Source organism: Limnospira sp. PMC 289.06 (genome assembly GCF_032350395.1).
GTDB classification, from domain to species: Bacteria; Cyanobacteriota; Cyanobacteriia; order Cyanobacteriales; family Microcoleaceae; genus Limnospira; species Limnospira platensis.
Genome location: NZ_JARPLC010000009.1, coordinates 44,595 through 62,720, shown reverse-complemented (window position 1 = coordinate 62,720; position 18,126 = coordinate 44,595). Strand labels below are relative to the sequence as shown.

At 43.8% G+C, this 18,126-nt stretch carries 17 protein-coding genes and 1 riboswitch; of the genes, 10 read left to right on the top strand and 7 right to left on the bottom strand.

Annotated features, from left to right (window positions below):
* The first annotated feature begins 1,432 nt into the window (after positions 1–1,432).
* Positions 1,433–1,942: a tetratricopeptide repeat protein gene (locus P5674_RS03895; protein WP_006618014.1), complete on the top strand. Its 510-nt coding sequence runs from the start codon at positions 1,433–1,435 to the stop codon at positions 1,940–1,942.
* Between the two features lie 75 nt (positions 1,943–2,017).
* Complete coding sequence (locus P5674_RS03890; RefSeq protein ID WP_006618015.1) at positions 2,018–2,839, top strand: Uma2 family endonuclease; 822 nt, start codon at positions 2,018–2,020, stop codon at positions 2,837–2,839.
* Positions 2,840–2,995: 156 nt separating this feature from the next.
* On the opposite strand, the gene dcm is transcribed toward P5674_RS03890, so the two are convergent.
* From dcm to P5674_RS03865, 5 genes are all read right to left on the bottom strand, one after another.
* On the bottom strand, positions 2,996–4,285 hold the full coding sequence (dcm, locus tag P5674_RS03885) for a DNA (cytosine-5-)-methyltransferase (RefSeq protein ID WP_006618016.1): 1,290 nt from the start codon (positions 4,283–4,285) through the stop codon (positions 2,996–2,998).
* On the bottom strand, positions 4,272–5,318 hold the full coding sequence (locus P5674_RS03880; RefSeq protein WP_006618017.1) for a DpnII family type II restriction endonuclease: 1,047 nt from the start codon (positions 5,316–5,318) through the stop codon (positions 4,272–4,274). Before P5674_RS03880 ends, dcm begins: the two co-directional genes overlap by 14 nt.
* A gap of 369 nt (positions 5,319–5,687) precedes the next feature.
* Positions 5,688–6,740, bottom strand: a complete 1,053-nt coding sequence (gene cobW, locus P5674_RS03875; RefSeq protein ID WP_006618018.1) for a cobalamin biosynthesis protein CobW — start codon at positions 6,738–6,740, stop codon at positions 5,688–5,690.
* Between the two features lie 143 nt (positions 6,741–6,883).
* A riboswitch (cobalamin riboswitch) is annotated at positions 6,884–7,029 on the bottom strand.
* A gap of 107 nt (positions 7,030–7,136) precedes the next feature.
* On the bottom strand, positions 7,137–7,379 hold the full coding sequence (locus P5674_RS03870; protein ID WP_006618019.1) for a hypothetical protein: 243 nt from the start codon (positions 7,377–7,379) through the stop codon (positions 7,137–7,139).
* A 49-nt stretch (positions 7,380–7,428) separates the two neighbouring features.
* On the bottom strand, positions 7,429–7,638 hold the full coding sequence (locus P5674_RS03865; RefSeq protein WP_006618020.1) for a chlorophyll a/b-binding protein: 210 nt from the start codon (positions 7,636–7,638) through the stop codon (positions 7,429–7,431).
* Positions 7,639–7,851: 213 nt separating this feature from the next.
* Here P5674_RS03865 and P5674_RS03860 point away from each other — a divergent pair, with 213 nt between their 5' ends.
* From P5674_RS03860 to P5674_RS03830, 7 genes are all read left to right on the top strand, one after another.
* A complete protein-coding gene (locus P5674_RS03860) occupies positions 7,852–8,520 on the top strand; it encodes a ferrous iron transport protein A (protein ID WP_006618021.1) in 669 nt (222 codons plus the stop codon).
* Between the two features lie 27 nt (positions 8,521–8,547).
* Positions 8,548–10,905, top strand: coding sequence for a Fe(2+) transporter permease subunit FeoB (feoB, locus tag P5674_RS03855; protein ID WP_006618022.1), 2,358 nt, complete (start codon positions 8,548–8,550; stop codon positions 10,903–10,905).
* A gap of 165 nt (positions 10,906–11,070) precedes the next feature.
* Positions 11,071–11,289: a FeoC-like transcriptional regulator gene (locus tag P5674_RS03850; protein WP_006618023.1), complete on the top strand. Its 219-nt coding sequence runs from the start codon at positions 11,071–11,073 to the stop codon at positions 11,287–11,289.
* A gap of 29 nt (positions 11,290–11,318) precedes the next feature.
* Complete coding sequence (locus tag P5674_RS03845; RefSeq protein ID WP_006618024.1) at positions 11,319–11,810, top strand: ferritin-like domain-containing protein; 492 nt, start codon at positions 11,319–11,321, stop codon at positions 11,808–11,810.
* Positions 11,811–11,875: 65 nt separating this feature from the next.
* Positions 11,876–12,487: an HMA2 domain-containing protein gene (locus P5674_RS03840; protein WP_006618025.1), complete on the top strand. Its 612-nt coding sequence runs from the start codon at positions 11,876–11,878 to the stop codon at positions 12,485–12,487.
* On the top strand, positions 12,484–14,673 hold the full coding sequence (locus P5674_RS03835; RefSeq protein ID WP_014275883.1) for a heavy metal translocating P-type ATPase: 2,190 nt from the start codon (positions 12,484–12,486) through the stop codon (positions 14,671–14,673). Before P5674_RS03840 ends, P5674_RS03835 begins: the two co-directional genes overlap by 4 nt.
* A 572-nt stretch (positions 14,674–15,245) precedes the next feature.
* A complete protein-coding gene (locus P5674_RS03830; protein ID WP_006617263.1) occupies positions 15,246–15,575 on the top strand; it encodes a hypothetical protein in 330 nt (109 codons plus the stop codon).
* Between the two features lie 73 nt (positions 15,576–15,648).
* Here the strand turns inward: P5674_RS03830 and P5674_RS03825 are convergent, their stop codons facing one another.
* Positions 15,649–15,975, bottom strand: coding sequence for a DUF5132 domain-containing protein (locus P5674_RS03825; RefSeq protein WP_006617264.1), 327 nt, complete (start codon positions 15,973–15,975; stop codon positions 15,649–15,651).
* A 315-nt stretch (positions 15,976–16,290) separates the two neighbouring features.
* Between P5674_RS03825 and P5674_RS03820 the strand changes: the two genes are divergently transcribed.
* Positions 16,291–17,397: a fatty acid desaturase family protein gene (locus tag P5674_RS03820; RefSeq protein WP_006617265.1), complete on the top strand. Its 1,107-nt coding sequence runs from the start codon at positions 16,291–16,293 to the stop codon at positions 17,395–17,397.
* Positions 17,398–17,510: 113 nt separating this feature from the next.
* Here the strand turns inward: P5674_RS03820 and P5674_RS03815 are convergent, their stop codons facing one another.
* Positions 17,511–18,095, bottom strand: a complete 585-nt coding sequence (locus P5674_RS03815; RefSeq protein WP_315669811.1) for a hypothetical protein — start codon at positions 18,093–18,095, stop codon at positions 17,511–17,513.
* Positions 18,096–18,126: the final 31 nt, after the last annotated feature.

Genomic DNA, 18,126 nt, shown 5'->3' with positions numbered 1-18,126 from the left:
TTGCCGATTTGATTTAAGCTTTTTGCCGCTTGTATGCGGGTAAACTCATCGGTAGTAGTTTCTAGAAGCTTGACTAAAGCCGAAATTGCCGTTTCGTTATCTTTGCCGATTTGACCTAAGCTTTCCGCTGCTTGTCTGCGGGTAGACTCATCGGTAGAGGTTTCCAGAAGATTGACTAAAGCCGAAATTGCGGTTTCGTTATCTTTGCCAATTTGACCTAAGCTTTGTGCTGCTAGTATTCGGATATCCTCATCGGTAGTAATTTCTAGAAGGTTGACTAACGCCGAAATTGCCGTTTTGTTATCTTTGCCGATTTGACCTAAGCTTTTTACCGCTTGACTGCGGGTAGACTTATCGGTAGGGGTTTTCAGAAGATTAACTAACGCCGAAATTGCCGTTTCGTTACCTTTGCCGATTTTACCTAAGCTTTCTGCCGCTCGTTTGCGGGTAAACTCATTGGTAGAGGTTTCCAGAAGCTTGACTAAAGCCGAAATTGCCGTTTCGTTATCTTTGCCGATTTGAACTAAGCCTTGTGCTGCTCCTATGCGGGGACCCACATCAGTAGAGGTTTCCAGAAGCTTGACTAACGCCGAAATCGCAGTTTCGTTACCTTGGCCAATTTTACCTAAGCTTTCTGCCGCTGGATTAAGAATGTAAAAATGAGTAGTAGTTTCGAGAAACTTGACTAATGCCAAAATTGCCGTTTCGTTACCTTTGCCGATTTCACCTAAGCCTTGTGCTGCTCGTTTGCGGGTATCCTCATCAGTAGAGGTTTCCAGAAGCTTGACTAAAGCCGAAATTGCCGTTTCGTTATCTTTGCCGATTTGAACTAAGCCTTGTGCTGCTCCTATGCGGGGACCCACATCAGTAGAGGTTTCCAGAAGCTTGACTAACGCCGAAATCGCAGTTTCGTTACCTTGGCCAATTTTACCTAAGCCTTGTGCTGCTCCTATGCGGGGACCCACATCAGTAGAGGTTTCCAGAAGCTTGACTAACGCCGAAATCGCAGTTTCGTTACCTTGGCCAATTTTACCTAAGCTTTCTGCCGCTGGATTAAGAATGTAAAAATGAGTAGTAGTTTCGAGAAACTTGACTAATGCCAAAATTGCCGTTTCGTTACCTGTGCCGATTTGACCTAAGCCTTGTGCCGCTCGTCTGCGGGTATCCTCATCAGTAGTAGTTTTCAGAATATTAATTAACTCATCAATCCTCTTATCTTTCATTTGGCTTCAAACGAGTTTAGGGTAGACACCAAGGGGACTGGAAAATAGGGAGAAGTCTCCAGCAGTCGGGTTAGGGGACTTCTCTGGCAATATCTCTGTTAACTTGCGGTATGCTGATTATACCCTGGACAACGACTTTAGGCAGGACTTCCCCCTGGGGATGTGTTGGTAGAACCGCAGACAAAAGACTTGGCAGGAGTTAAGGAACCATGACAAAAGCCCCCGACTGCGAAATGTGGTTTGAGGAAGGGATGGTATGGCAAGAGCAGGAGAACTATGCTCAGGCTTTGGATTGTTTTGAAAAAGCGATTGACTGTAACCCTCATTTTATTCCCGCTTGGGTGTACAAAGGCATCATTTTGGAGCAATTAGAAGACTATGAAGCGGCAATCCGGTGTTATGAACAAGCGATAAAAATTAATCCGGATGTGGCAGATTTATGGTACAATGAAGGGGCGACGCTGTGTAATTTACATCGGTATGAAGAGGCGCTAATTTGTTTTGATAAGGTGCTGGAAATAGATCCCTATCATGCCATTTGCCAGACTACTCGCGCCCTGACTTTAGCAACTATTCCCAATCCGATCGCACTACCAAAGGGTAAGTATTCGGAGTCAGAAATTAAGCCCCTGGAAGCTGAAGCATCGATCGCACTCAGTTTAAGAGAGGAAAATCAAATGGCTGGGGAAATATGCCAGTCAGAATGGGAGCCAGAATAACAAGAGAAATTAGCTACCCTTCACTTCAATAGCTATAATTAAATAAAATATCTGCCCTTTTACTAGCGGATAGACATGACTCAAAGCCTAGACCCGACAATAGTACCGCCCGCTTTTCCCGATCACACTCAATTACCTGAATCCGACGGCACGTTTGTGAAAAACTTTCAAGAACATCCCCAGAGTATTTTATTGACCGATTCTCTGGAAAGCACATTGCAAACTCTCCACCCCGACGGACAATATGCGATCGGGCAAGATAGTGGCATTTATTGGCGGGAAACTGACCCGCCTGAACGGGGTGCCGAAGCCCCAGATTGGTTCTATGTTCCCAATGTTCCACCGCAATTAGATGGTCAATATCGCCGTTCTTATGTATTATGGCGGGAGTATACGGCTCCTTTTGTTGCCATTGAATTAGCCAGCGGCGATGGTTCTGAAGAACGAGACAAGACCCCCCTCTCTCGTTTGCCAGAAGGCGGCAATCAAAAACCCGGAAAATTTTGGGTTTATGAGCAGATTATTCGCATTCCTTATTATGCAATTTATGTAATTAAAACCCATGAGTTAGAGGTTTATCACTGGGTGGATGGTCGCTATCATCGGTTGGAACCGAACGATCGCCATCATTATGCGATCGCCACTATGGGAGTCGAGTTGGGGGTGTGGTCAGGTAGCTATCAAAATCAGACTCAGCAATGGTTACGTTGGTGGGATAACCAGGGTAATTTATTGCTCACTGGTAGTGAATTAGCTAAACTCGAACGCCAACGGGCCGATCGCGCCGAACAAACCCAACGAGAAGCCATTCCTAAACTGCTGTCAATGGGTTTAAGTATAGAGCAAGTAGCTCAGGCTTTGTCGTTGTCGGTGGAAGATGTGGAAAGACTGCGTTAGAGATTAAAATGAACGGCGATCGCAGATAGGCGCGATCGCTATTCAAGACTGTGGCGATAATTCCCAAGCCGATAAGGTTGCCAAAAGTGCATCAATTTAGAGGATGAAAATCACCTCAATAATCACGACCATCCCCATTAGTTGCTACTGGGAAATTTATGGTTTCCCAAGAAATGAAGTCTTAGCTGTTGGTATTAAGTTTAGTAACAACTCTTGAGCGATCGCTTTAACCACCGGAATGGTCACCGAATTTCCCAACTGACGATAAGCCTTATTCTGATTGGGGTGAAGTTGGAAAGAATCTGGGAACCCCTGTAAACGCGCCGCCTCACGGGGAGTAATTCGACGGACTCTTCCCCGATGATATACCCCCAATCGGTTCGCATCACTAGCCACCAAAGTCACCGATATTTTATCGAGGTCGAGAAACTTATAGACTTCAAAGGAAAAATTACCCGCCACTGGCTTATATTTATCATCAATAATTTGCAGATAGTTTTTGTCAACCAAAGACCCTAATAATTGCTGTAAATTTGGATGGGGATAAAAACTGGCAATTTGAGCCTGGGTGAGTAACTTCCCATCTTGATGTTGACCAAAAACCTTATGGCGGCGTTTAGTAATCAAGCGATTCATCAGGTCAATTTCCTGGGGGGTACAGTCTCCCCGTAACCCTAACTCCCAAGAGTGAATCGAGTTTCCTCCCCGATAGTCAATCAGTCTCACCCCATGTAATTTCTCTAAGTCCCCCTTCAGAAAAGTTCGTAATGCGGTGGTAAATTCCGCAGAACAATCATAATGTTGGGGGGGATTATCCTCTAAAATATCTCTGACTTTACAGGGAGTTTGATACGCCGAAAATAAAGACAGTTGACCGGACTGATAAGAGTGAGAATCCTTAGCCCCCAAATCGGACAAAAGGTTAAAGTGAGGGGTTTGATTCAGAACACCCATCATATAGGCTCGGACACGATTTTGGGGGACACCATAATTGGAGCTATTCAGTAAAAATAGGTCAAAACTATAACCCCGCTCTTGCATTTTTTGGCGAATTGTGTTAATAGTTTTTCCTTGGTCATGGGTGACTAAACCGCGAACATTCTCAAAAATAAAAGCCTGGGGTTGTTGGCTATCTATGAGGCGTAAAATCTCAAAAAACAAGGTTCCCCGCGTATCTCCAAATCCGGCTTTTTTTCCCGCGTATGAGAAACTTTGACAAGGAAATCCAGCCAGCAAAATATGATGAGGGGGAAGGGAGGAAATGGTCTTAATATCCCCTTGGGGAGTTTCGGAAAAGTTGGCTTGATAAACCTGTCTAGCATCCCTATCAATTTCACTACTGAGGAGACAATCAGGGATGCAACCGAAGGAGTCAACCGCCTGTTCAAAGCCGAGTCGCAATCCCCCAATTCCGGCGAATAAATCTATAAATTTAACAGTTTTCATTTTCTATAAAGTCGAGAATAAAGTGGTTTAAGTAATTCAGTTCTGACTCAGAAAATACCAAAAGCAAGTGGCTATACTCATCAATAGTATTCAGAGCAGATTGGCGTTGGAAGTTACCGACTCCATCAATGATATAAATAATCTTGTTACCCAAGCCATCAATCTGCTCAAATCTTGATTTTGCTTGACCCGCTTTCCGCTCAATTGTGCTATTTGTGGTTTCCTGAAAGCTAATTTCAATTGCTATATATTTTTCACCTTTATTCAGGACGATATCAAAGTTGGTTTCTCTTTTTCCGATTTGCTTATGGCTGACTCCAGGAATGGTAGAATTGAGGTTGATATCAATATCCTTGTGATTTAACTTTTTGGCTAAATATTTATATATATGACGTTGCAAAAGCTGACCCAAATCATTACTTTTAGCTCCTGCAGTAATACGGCTTAGATAAATATAACGCTGGCTTATAAACTCGGAAAGTTCATCGTACTTACCCATTAATTCTCCAATTTGACATCCCCAAGTCTTAAAAATGCCAGAAATTTTAGTATTTGTTGAATCTCCAGCAAACAGGATAACAACAATAATATCTTTATATACTTCAGACAAAGCGTGTTTTTTAAACAGCGATTTCTGGCTGGAAATGTTAAGTTTTTGGTTTGATAATATTCCTGATATGGGTAACGCCTGAAAACGATAACAAAATTGAGTATTGTTCCAAACATACTCTAATTGTCCATCGGGGAACAATAAATGAAACTCTTGATTTAAACGTTGTAGTTTTTCCCCTCCAAAATCTGCTAAAATTAGAAGGTGTTTGAGAAATAAATTAGCGGAGAGCTTTGATATTTCTAAAGCGGTAAAGATATCTAGGGGATTTTCTAATTCCAAGGCAAGAATTGAGAGAAACTGCTGTTGGGTTTCAATCAACACCGGGATAATACTCTGTTTGAGTTGTTGTTGAACCAAAAACTCTGGCCAGAATAAAGATGCTGACTGATGCAATTCCTCAATTGTTCGTTTTTGAACCATAGATGATTAAACAGTTTTCCTATCAGGATTTGTGAAGCCTTGACTAAATTTGGGCATCCCAAGGTAAATCTACCAGGTCTTAGAGGCTAAACTAAATTGGGGAATACCCAGGGGACGCAATATGCTATTAAGATAAGGTGGGATGGAGACGAGACGGAAAGTGGGGTAAAGTATGATTATATTGGGGCTGTTTTGGCGGCGCTGCAAACTGTAAACCTTAACATATAGCGCTGGCAGACTCGTTGTCAACCCTTTTTTGACCCGGTTTCTTTTTTTAAGGTATCGTGGGGAATTAGAAACCCGGCTTCTGGAAAAAAAACCGGGTTGGTTGGGGAGATGTTAGAAAGTATCGCTAAAATCTCTCAAATTCTACCCGTTTAACGCCATGGTTTCTGATTCCAAAGAAGCGGCTATTTGTTGTTGATTAAGACTACGACCAATAAACACCAGTTGAGTTTGGCGAGGTTCGTCGGTTTTCCAGGGGCGATCGAAGAAGGTCTCAAATCGGTTTCCGACTCCTTGAACTACCATCCGCATTGGTTTATTGGCGACGGCTACAAAACCTTTAATCCGGTAGATTTCAAACTGCTGGGCGATCGCCTTTAATTGATTGACTAAACTAGCCGAGTCCCCAACCGGATCTAAGACTAAATGCACAGCATTGATATCATCATCGTGTTCGTGTTCCTCTTCCTGGTCATGGTGACTTGGGCGACTGTCCAGATGGTCTTCTACGGCTGCATTAAAGCCTAATAATATGTCAGCCGAAATTTTACCTTGCTGACAGGAAACCATCTGCACTCCTGGGGTTAACTCCTGTTTTAGCCATTGGTGAACCCGCTGCTGAGACTCTTCATCAATGCGATCGCCTTTCGTCAAAAGTACCAAATCAGCACAGGCTAACTGATCCTCAAATAACTCCTCAATTGGTGTTTCATGTTCCAAGGTTTCATCCGCTTGGCGCTGCTGTTCTAAAGCCTCTAAATCTCCCACCAGTTGACCATTAGCTAAGGCTTCACTATCAACTACCGTAATCACACCATCCACAGTGGCTTTAGTGCGAATTTCCGGCCATCGGAACGCTTGCACCAGTGGCTTGGGTAAAGCTAAACCAGAGGTTTCTATTAATATCGAATCAATCGTATCCTGGCGTTTAAGTAGTTCTTGCATAGTGGGCAAAAACTCTTCCTGGACGGTGCAACACAGACAACCATTGGCTAATTCGATGATATTAGTTTCCGTTTCTTCTTCGTCACACACTTGGCAAGATTTGAGGATTTCGCCATCAATACCTACTTCGCCAAATTCATTGACTAATACCGCGATACGACGACCTTGGTTATTTTGTAGTAAATGGCGGATTAGGGTGGTTTTTCCAGCCCCTAAAAATCCGGTGATGATGGTTACAGGAATTTTATGCACGGTTTTTTGACTCCTCCGAAATTATAGCGATTGGCTATCTATATAATGTTGAGATTTTCTTAGGGTTTAGATGGGCGATCGCTATGATATTTAGATTGTGAAAATACTAAATCAACCATCATCCATACCTCGCAGATGAATCAACAATAGGTTACTTATCGGCGGGCATTCTGACTGAGAGACCAACAGAGTCCCATCACAGTTGCGGGACAGCGCCGGACTTACACCGGACTTTCCCCGTTTCCTCTAAGGGCTGATTTCCCTTAGAACCGATATCGAGAATATCTTATCACAGGTTGGGCTAATTCGGGGAAAAACTAAAAAAAGTCCCTGCTTATTTCTAAACAGGGACGGTTTGTTATTAGTGACTAGGGAGAGATAGGTAAATTTGATGACTTAGGCTAAGTTAGTGAAAATCAAAGCCCCAATAGCGCCGCTAACGGCGATCGCCATCAGTAAATTTGTAAAAAATCTTCCGTATTCTGCATTATAGCCAAGGGCTTTATCTTCCTGACCACCTGTGAAGAATAAAGACCAGGCTTGGTTAGCGGTAATCACTTCTGAGGGACTGTTAAAGTCCGGTCGAAAGATTACGGGTCCCATCATGTATTGGTTAGGAAAGTTAAAATCTGTTTTCATACAATTCTCCGAAATGCTACTGAAATTATAGGCTGAGAAAATCTGGGTTTTACAGGCTAGTTAACCAGCCGATTAAACCATGTCCGGTTAATACTTCTAAGGCTAGGGCGGATACAAACCCGATCATAGCTAGTCGTCCGTTGAGTTTCTCTGCGTGTTTGTTGAAACCGAATTGTTGCGCTTCCTCTACATATACTTGGGGTTCGATCGCATAAACGTTTGCGCGTCCACCTTCTTCCATAATTTGTCCACGAACCATAATATTTTTGCCTCTTTGACTTCTTGTAAACAAATGTAACACACTACAAACAAATATTGCAAGTAGTTGACAAAATTAATTTTTGTGGTATAATTTTTGATTTTTCTAAACAAGGGGGTTTGTTAAAAATTTATTAACAATGGGATTTTTAACCTAGTTATATGGTATTAATTAAAATTAATTCTCAATTAGCTCAACAAGAGCCAATAGATTATGGACAATGATAACTACTGTGCCGATGTATCCGTGAACTGCTTTGATGGTGGATCAAGCTGGTCAGGATTTACTTACCTCAAAGACAACACTGGTCACGATCGCACCATAAGTGAATCACCAGAATCATTGGTTGTAGTGGGCAAACCATCAACTCCGGGAGCCTTTGCTTTGTCGGAGGCGAAGGTAGGCGATCGCTTATATATAGTTGCTCTCAACTGTGCCGGAGGCAATACCCGTCTAATGGGAATGGGGTTAATGCCCGGTGTAGAATTAAATGTCATTAGTTCCACAACCAGTGGATCAGTGATTATCGCCCTAGGCGACCATCGCTTAGGACTGGGGGCAGATATGGCTGAGAATATTCAGGTCGCCACAGAAAACCTCACCCAGTCCAAAAGGAAACTCTCATCAATGAATAAAACTAATGTTGTGCAGTTGCGCCATGCGGCGATCGGTTCTCGGTTGCGGGTGGTTGGTTATGACTCTGGCGCGGGTAGCTACAAACGGAAATTATTAGCCATGGGATTAACTCCAGGGGTCGAATTTACAGTCAAACGCCACGCCCCTTTAGGAGACCCGACTCAAATTGAGGTCAGGGGATTTAACCTGAGTTTACGCAAAGACGAAGCAGATGCCCTCCAGGTGGCATTAATCGACCCATCCTAAACGAGGAACAAAATTGTGAGTCAGTCTATGGAAGTGAACCGCCAAACCGATAACAAGGCGGCGGTGTCCTGTATTGCTTTGGTGGGGAACCCTAACTGTGGGAAAACGACCCTATTTAACGCTTTAACTGGTAGTAATCAGCGGGTAGGTAACTGGCCCGGAGTTACCGTAGAACGGAAAGAGGGAAGCTATCGTTATCAAAACCAGACCATCAAAGTCATTGACCTACCAGGGGTTTACTCTCTCGACGTGGAAGATGCCAGCACAGGATTAGATGAACAGGTAGCGCGAGACTATTTACTATCCGGTGAAGCCACCCTAATTATCAATATCGTAGATGCGTCCAACCTAGAGCGAAATCTGTATCTAACCACCCAACTGCTGGAAATGGGTTTACCGATCGCGATCGCCCTGAATATGATAGATATAGCCAAGCAGCGGCAAATTACCATTGATGCCCAACAATTAGGCGATCGCTTAGGCTGTCCCGTAATTCCCATGAGTGCTAGTTCCGGGCGAGGGGTAGAACAACTGCGGGAAATTGTCCGAGATGCCATACATTTGGCAGACCGCCCCCAAGCCAAAGTCGCCTATCCAGCCGTTATCGAAGCCGCCCTAAGTGAAATTACCGAATCGGTAGCCCAACAATATAACTACTTACCCCCAGACCATCGTTGGCAAAGTCTCAGTTTATTGCAATATGACGATCGCCAAAGTTTGGTTAATCAAGATGTCGTTAAGCAAATTGCCACCCACCGCCACCGCATACACCAAACCCTGGGAGAAGATATCGACCTATTGATTGCTGATGCTCGCTATAGCTGGATTCATCAGATGTTACAGGGTATCACACAGCGATCGGATGTAGTACAACAGCACGTTTCCGATCGCATTGATCAGGTCATCCTCAGTCGCGCCTGGGGTATACCCATTTTCTTGGTAGTCATGTACCTGATGTTCCTGATTTCCATTAACTTTGGCGGCGCATTTATCGACTTTTTTGAGATCGCCTTTGGTACCGTATTTGTAGATGGCATGGCTCATGGTCTTGAGCAAATTAACGCCCCTGGTTGGTTAATCGGCACTCTCGCCGAAGGAGTTGGCGGCGGTATCCAAACCACCGCTACATTTATCCCCCAAATTGGCTTAATGTTTATCTGTCTAGCCATCTTAGAAGACTCTGGCTATCTCGCCCGCGCCGCCTTTGTTATGGATCGGTTTATGCGGTTTATGGGGCTTCCGGGTAAATCTTTTGTGCCCATGATGGTCGGTTTTGGCTGCAATATTCCCGGTATTATGGCAACCAGGACCTTAGAAAATCCTCGCGATCGCCTAATGACCGTCTTAATGAATCCCTTTATGTCCTGTGGGGCGCGCCTACCAGTTTATGCCCTATTTGTAGCAGCATTTTTCCCCAGAAACGGACAAAATATCGTTTTCTTACTTTACATCATCGGCATTTTAGCCGCCGTGTTCACCGGGTTAGTCATGAAGCATACCCTCTTACGCGGTCAATCTGCCCCCTTTGTCATGGAATTACCCCCCTATCATATTCCCACCCCCAAAGGTGTATTAATCCGCGCTTGGGAAAGGTTAAAAGCCTTTATCACCCGCGCCGGGAAAATGATTGTGATTGTCGTGTTAATTCTGGGTTTATTAAACTCTGTCGGAACCGATGGTTCTTTTGGGAAACAGGATAGCCAGGATTCTCTTTTGAGTGCCGTTAGTCGCACAATTACCCCAGTTTTTAGCCCCATGGGAATCACTCAAGATAATTGGCCGGCTACTGTCGGCTTATTTACCGGAGTATTTGCCAAAGAGGTCATGGTTGGTAGTATGGATGCCCTTTATAAGCAATTAGGGGCTGATCAAGCATCCGCTGCCGACTCCGAGGAAGAAGCAGAAGAAGAATTTAGTTTTTGGGGAGGTATGGCCGAAGCCTTTGCTAGTATTCCCGCTAACTTAGCTGATTTAGGTAATCAAATACTTGATCCGGTTGGTTTAAGTATTATGGAAAGCACTGATAATCAGGAAGAAGCCGCGACAGCACAGCAGGTTAGTTATAGCACCTTTGGTCAAATGTATCAACGGTTTGGTAGTTCTAGCGCCGCTTTTGCTTTCCTGTTATTTGTGTTGCTTTATTTCCCCTGTGTGTCTGCAATTGCCGCTGTTTACCGGGAAACTAATCTGGGTTGGACGGTGTTTGTGGCGCTTTGGACTACTGGACTAGCCTACTGGGTTGCTAGTTTCTACTATCAGGCTATGAATTTATCACAAAATACCGGAGAGGCTTTGGGTTTATTGATGGGACTTTGTATTGTCATGGGTGCTACTTTAGTCAGTCTCAAAGCTGTTAGTAACCGTCGCCATTCTCCCCGTTTGTAGTCGGGGTTGCACTTGCCAAAAAAGCAGGTTATCTCACCTGTTGCTATTAGCCTTTTTTGTGGTAGCTAGTCTCAAAGATTTGTGAAAATTCTGTTTCTCCGTGTTAACAGGTATATTCATGATAAAATAGAGACTAGCGATCGCAGCTTTATACGGTGGTAAATTATGCTACTTCAACAACTGCAAAATCATCTCAGAAATCATGGTCGCGTTTCTTTAGCAGAATTAGAACATCAAATGAAAATTGATGCGGAAACCCTGCGATTAATGCTGGGAAAATTAATTAGAAAAGGGCGGGTTTGTAAGGTGGAAGGTAAAGCCTGCGGAGGCTGTCATAGTTGCCCCCCAGAAGCGATCGAGTTTTACGAATGGATATCTCCCTAATTTAATGAGTGAATCAGGAGTTAATCAAGATGTCAAATAATCCAGAATTTGATGACCTTAAACAGGCTTTATGTGAAGCCATACAGGATGAATATAAAGCCTGTGCAACCTATCGGTTAATTATCCAAAAATTCGGACCGATTAAACCTTTTGTGAATATTATCGAAGCTGAAAAACGGCATATACAGGCATTAATGCCACTGTTTATCAGGTATAATATTCCCATACCAGAGGATGACTGGGAAACTCGTATAATTCCCCCCGACTCAGTACAAGAAGCCTGCGAACAAGGAGTTAAAGCCGAAATTGAAAATGGGGAAATGTATCAAAGGTTATTGAAGGCAACATCAAACTACTGGGATGTACAAAATGTGTTCTTAAATTTGCAACGTGCATCCCAAGAAAACCATTTACCCGCCTTTAAACGTTGTGTCAGCAGAGGTAGTCAAACTATAGCCATATCTAACCACAAAAACTGTGATGGTGGACACCGACATCGACACCGCAGAGGTTGTCAATAGTTATCCTAGTTATATGGTTGGTAAATTTCCATGGTATACTCTCCTAAAAATAAGGTAAATTGACGATGACTGATTCAGCATTATCTACAGAAGTTAAAACCGTAGAAAATCCCGATATTCTTCCCCAAATAGGTCGGTGGTTAGAAGACTATGAGGAAGTGGTGACGATTTTACCTGTGTTGGCGGGTTTATTAGTTACCAGTCGCCTGCAGCTACGGGGCGCGCAAGCCTTGATGGTTAACCTGTTAATGGCAGCAATTATTCGTCAATTAGTTAGACAATTAAAACAGGAGGCTAAGGCTAACTCTCCGGCTACTAATTCGACTCAAGCTGAAAGTCCTAACAACCATCAAGATAATAGTCCGACAGCTACCACAACTCAAACCGAAGATTATACCATTGTCCATTCTATACCCGGACGGCTTCGGCTGCGTATTCCCCGTTTAATGACTGATGTTCTCTATGCGAAACGGTTAGAAAAACTTTTGTCTGATGAACAGCGAGTTAAATCGGTACGCATTAACCGGACGGCTGCATCTTTGATTATTCAATATGACCCGGCTGGGGTTTCAGAATTGGAATTAGGTATGTATTTAGTTAGTATCCTAGAAATTGCTGAAACTACTGCTAAACCAGATGAAAATTCCGTCCCCGATGATTCTGAAGCAACATCATGACCACTGCAATATCACCATCATTATCTAATCAAGAATGCCAGGTTATTCATCAGGTGGCTGGACGGACTCGGTTTCGGCTTCCCCTATTAGCTAAACATCCCCAATTAGCTACTGAAATTCAGCCGCTTTTAGAAAAACACTCCGGTATTACCTCTGTGCGGATTAACCGGGTAGCCGCCTGTATGGTGGTTCAGTATGTCCCTAATCAATTGGCGGCGGTTGACTTATCAAATTTGGTGATTAATGCAGTCAAAGACTTGACAAATCAAGAGTTTTATGATAAGCCAAATTTTAGGGTTAATAATGAGCCGGAAACCCCGGAAGAATCAGGGTATTTAGAGGAAACGGAGTCGAGTCTGAGGCTGCCAATTATAGCGACGGCGTTGGCGGTTTTAAGTCGGTTTCCGCAATTAACACGATTGCGATCCGTGGCGAGAATAGCGTTTATTCTAGCGGCTTTTCCTGTGGCTAAACGGGCTTTTAATAGCTTGATTAATCAGCGACGGTTGAATATTGATTGTCTGGATTTTCTCGCCCTGAGTTTAAGCGCGACTCAGGGTAAGTTAGTTACCCCGGCTATGGTGATTTTACTGCATGAATTGGGGGATGTAATTCGGGAAAAAACGGCGCGGGCGACGGAGGTACGCACGGCGAGTTTGATGGATGCTATTGGTAGGTTTGCATGGGTGGTGGTGGATGATTTACCCCCTAAACAAATCCCAAGCGATCGCCTTCAGGTGGGGGATAAGGTCGTGGTTTATCCGGGGGAACAAATCCCCGTAGATGGTACTGTTTTAAAAGGGGAAGCCGTTATTGATGAACAGGGTTTAACTGGGGAAGCAATGCCATTAGTTAAACGGGTGGGAGAATCCGTTTTAGCTTCTACTTTGGTGCGTTCAGGACAGCTTTATTTACAAGCCGATCGCGTCGGTTCCCAAACTAGGGCAGCTTTGAGTATAGAATTATTACAAAAGGCTCCCGTCTATGATACCCGCATGGCTAACTATGCCGAAAAAGTAGCAGATAGGTTAATCTGGCCGTCTCTACTATTGGCGGGTATTGTATTAGTGACTAGCCGAGATTCCGCCAGGGCTGCCGCTATTCTTACCCTCGATTTTGTCACCGGAATTAGAGTGTCAATCCCTACGGCTTTTTGGGGTGCATTAAATCATACAACCCGCCATGGTATCTTGGTTCGCAGTGGTCGGACTTTGGAACAACTCGCCGAAGTTGATACCGTGGTTTTTGATAAAACCGGAACTCTGACCGAGGGTGAAATTGCGATCGCTGCGGTGCGGACTATTCCCGGAGGAATGTCAGAAACCGAACTGCTAAAACTGGCGGCGGCGGCGGAAATGAGGCTTAATCACCCCGTCGCAGAGGCGATCGTTAATTATGCTGCTCAACTTGACATTACTATTCCCCCACGGGGAGAATGGTTCTATGATTTGGGCTTGGGAGTACGAGCCGAAATTGAAAGCCATCAGGTATTGGTGGGAAGTCAACGTTTTCTGGAACAACAGGGGGTTAATTGGGGTGATAATTCCCTGATTGCTCAGATGACAACTACCCAAATGACCCAAATTTATGTAGCTTGTGATGGCAATTTTCAAGGGGTGATTGAATATACTGACCCCCTGAAACCCGAAAGCGATCGCCTCCTACAAGCCCTACAACAAAATTATGGTATTCAGGTACATTTACTCACCGGAGATAACCCCCAACGCGCCGCCTTCGTTGCTGAACAATTAGGGATTCCTAAATCGCGGGTTTATGCGGAAGCCTTCCCCGATGAAAAAGCTCGTATTGTTCGTGATTTACATCGCGCCGGTCGGACTGTCGCTTTTGTCGGAGATGGGTTAAATGATTCCGTAGCTTTAGCTTATGCGGATGTTTCCATTTCCTTTGAACATGGTTCTGATATTGCGAGAGAAACCGCTGATGTAGTGTTGATGAATAATAACCTCTTAGACGTTTTAGAAGCCATTGATATCGCCCGTCAAACTCGCAATTTAATTGACCAAAATATCGCTCTCGTCGTAGCCCCGAATTTAGCAGCTTTGGGGTTGGCTTCCACCGTCGGACTCAATCCTTTAGTGGCCACTGCTATCCACAATGGTTCAGCGATCGCAGCCGGAATGAACAGTCTCCGGCCCCTGGTTGAACATCAAATGGACAACGGATAATTGTAGGGGCGCGCCTCCACCGTCAATTATATTTAGTCACCAGAAGACTAATAAACCCGCCCCCGATAATTGTAGGGGCGGGTTCCACCGTCAATTATATCTAGTCACCAGAAGACTAATAAACCCGCCCCCCACCGGCTAATTAATCGATAGGATAACGGACAACCGATAATTGTAGGGGCGGGTTCCACCGTCAATTATATTTAGTCACCAGAAGACTAATAAACCCGCCCTCTGGGTTCCACCGTCAATTATATTTAGTCACCAGAAGACTAATAAACCCGCCCTCTGGGTTCCACCGTCAATTATATTTAGTCACCAGAAGACTAATAAACCCGCCCCCGATAATTGTAGGGGCGGGTTCCACCGTCAATTATATCTAGTCACCAGAAGACTAATAAACCCGCCCCCCACCGGCTAATTAATCGATACACTAATAAACCCGTCCCCTGGGTTGGGCTAGTTCCTAGCCGGATAAAAATTGTTGCAAATAGTTATCAGTTATGTGCAAAATCCTGCTAACCTGATAAATAGCAGAATGTTGATCTTATTATATTTCAGTCGAACAGGTTATGTCTCTGATTCATTTGGAAAAATCGGTACTCACCTTTCATTTCAAAGAGATGATCGAGGATGGACATGGCAATCATCCCTTAACTTGGGTGGGCCTAGGGGTCTTGGTCTTAGGGCCGAAACTCCTGCCAGCTATTACTAAAATTTCTCAAACAAACACCAAGACAGTTAGTAAGCCCCGGTTATCATCATCACGTCGTCGAGAAATTCCACTCTCCCAGTGGATAGCAGAAGCTAAGGAACGGGAGTTACCCGATTCCATCTATAAGCCTATGATTGCTGAGGCTTTCAACCATGGGAATGCTCACGAATTATCAGTTATGAATTAATCACCATAGATCAACAGGTGGCTGATAGAATATTCAAGCCACCTCTAAACTATAGCCTACATCCTCCTTTAGCTTATTCCTGGTTTGGGGAGAGTTGCGGCGTGGAAATAGCCGACTTTAAACTCGCTCTCTTTTGAGCTTCTGTCAAGGCTTCCGCTTTGGCTTCTGCTGCTATGTCTGCCACCATTTCCCCAGTTTCAGCCATAGCGACTTTAGCTTTTTCAAACAAAGTCACACCCGATTTAATCGTAGCCTTCAGAACTGGCTTAACCAGGGGCAAAACCACCGGAGTCAGCGCTACTGCTGTCACTCCAATGGCAATGGCTTGAGCATTAGGATTTGCTGATAGCTGGGCGATACGTTGTCGCAGTCCCGTTGCCCCCTGATACATTTCTTGCATAACTTTCTCCTATTTCAGGTGAGGATATTTAAGGTTAATATCCCCAGTTCAATTATACAATAAATTTGCCAAAACACCAATTTTTTTTGTGACTAATTTTGCCAGCAATTATTGACATTTGCCTATGTTATCCACTGTTGATATTTGCGAAATATAATCAAGTTTAATGATTCCCTAATTGTTGGCCCAGGTGTGGGCTATCTCCACAAAAGTCTTAAAAAAACCTTAATTTTTAGGGGCCTGGGTTGACAGTGAGGTTTTTTTTTGCCACCAGTGTTATAATCTCATGCTTGTGATCAATAAAATTTAGGTTTAATGACATCAACAACGTCAAAAGTAACTTTTGGGAAAAGTATTGGGTTCCGCAAAGAACTAAATCGTCGAGTAAACGCTTATTTTGAAGCGGAGAATATTTCCCCCCGTGATAACCCCGCCATGTACCTCAAAACAGCAATTATTCTGGCTTGGGTAGTATCAGCTTGGACCTTCGTGGTTTTTGGCCCTGATGTGCTGTGGATGAAACTACTGGGTTGCATTGTGTTAGGTTTTGGAGTTTCCGCCGTCGGTTTTAATATTAGCCATGACGGAAATCATGGCGGTTATTCTAAATATCAATGGGTGAATTATCTATCTGGATTAACCCATGATGCGATCGGAGTTTCTAGTTATTTATGGAAGTTTCGCCACAATGTGCTTCATCATACCTACACCAACATTCTAGGCCATGACGTAGAAATTCATGGGGATGAATTGGTGCGGATGTCTCCTAGCATGGAATATCGCTGGTATCATCGCTATCAACATCTGTTCATTTGGTTTGTCTATCCGTTCATTCCCTACTATTGGTCTATAGCAGATGTGCAAACTATGCTATTTAAGCGCCAATATCATGACCATAAAATCCCCACCCCAACATGGGTAGATATAGCAACCTTACTCGCCTTTAAAGCCTTCGGTGTGGCTGTGTTTTTAATCATCCCGATCGCCGTTGGTTATTCTCCCTTAGAAGCCGTTATCGGCGCTTCTATTGTCTATATGACCCATGGACTGGTCGCCTGTGTGGTATTTATGTTAGCCCATGTCATTGAACCGGCGGAATTTTTAGACCCCGACAATTTACACATTGATGATGAATGGGCGATCGCACAAGTAAAAACCACCGTTGATTTTGCCCCCAAAAACCCAATTATTAACTGGTATGTAGGGGGATTAAACTATCAAGCCGTCCACCATCTATTTCCTCATATCTGCCACATTCACTATCCTAAAATTGCTCCGATTTTAGCAGAAGTTTGTGAGGAATTTGGGGTTAATTATGCCGTACATCAAACCTTTTTCGGTGCTTTAGGTGCTAACTATAGCTGGCTCAAAAAAATGTCCATTAACCCCGAAACAAAGGCGATCGAACAGTTAACTGTTTAATAATCACTCACCTACCTGTTAAAGATTCAAGAGACCAGGGGCGCATTTCATCTAAACTGATGCGCCCATTTATTAGCCTTTCAATTAACCAAGATAGAAACCAACAGCAGCCATTAATAAGTCTTAGAAAAAATGCGGTTACTCCACTTATTCAAATGAGACTCAGCCAACATTGCCAAACTCTGCAACTCCTGAGTTCTTTGTTGTAAAGCAGAAATCGCCCGCGCCTGTGACTCTAATTTTTGCCTAACTACACCACAGCATTTAACCAGACCATCAACAGTTTCCAGTTCACCCAACTCTAGGTTATGGTCTGAACTAACCAAATCCCACAACTGTTTTTTCATGGTTTCAACCATATAGCGCTGATGTTCTGATTGTATTTGTAAAGCGCTATACTTATCCGCCGGAACAGTTTGTGATAGCATCCCTTCCAGTTCCGCAATGCGAGTAAGTTTTTGCTGAACCTCAGTGATTTCGGCTTGTCGATTTTCTAACTGTTCTTGTAACTGATTAATCAGATTTTTGTGTTGTTCTGCTTCCTGTTCTAGTTTCTGATAGCTGTCTCTGGAAACACTTGCAGATAACTGTGATTGTAAATCAGCCACAGTAGATTTCTGCTGTTCCAATTGCTGTTGTAGCTTTTGGTGAACCTCAGCCGCCACAGTTTGTTTTAACTGTGATTGTAAATCAGCCACAGTAGATTTCTGCTGTTCCAATTGCTGTTGT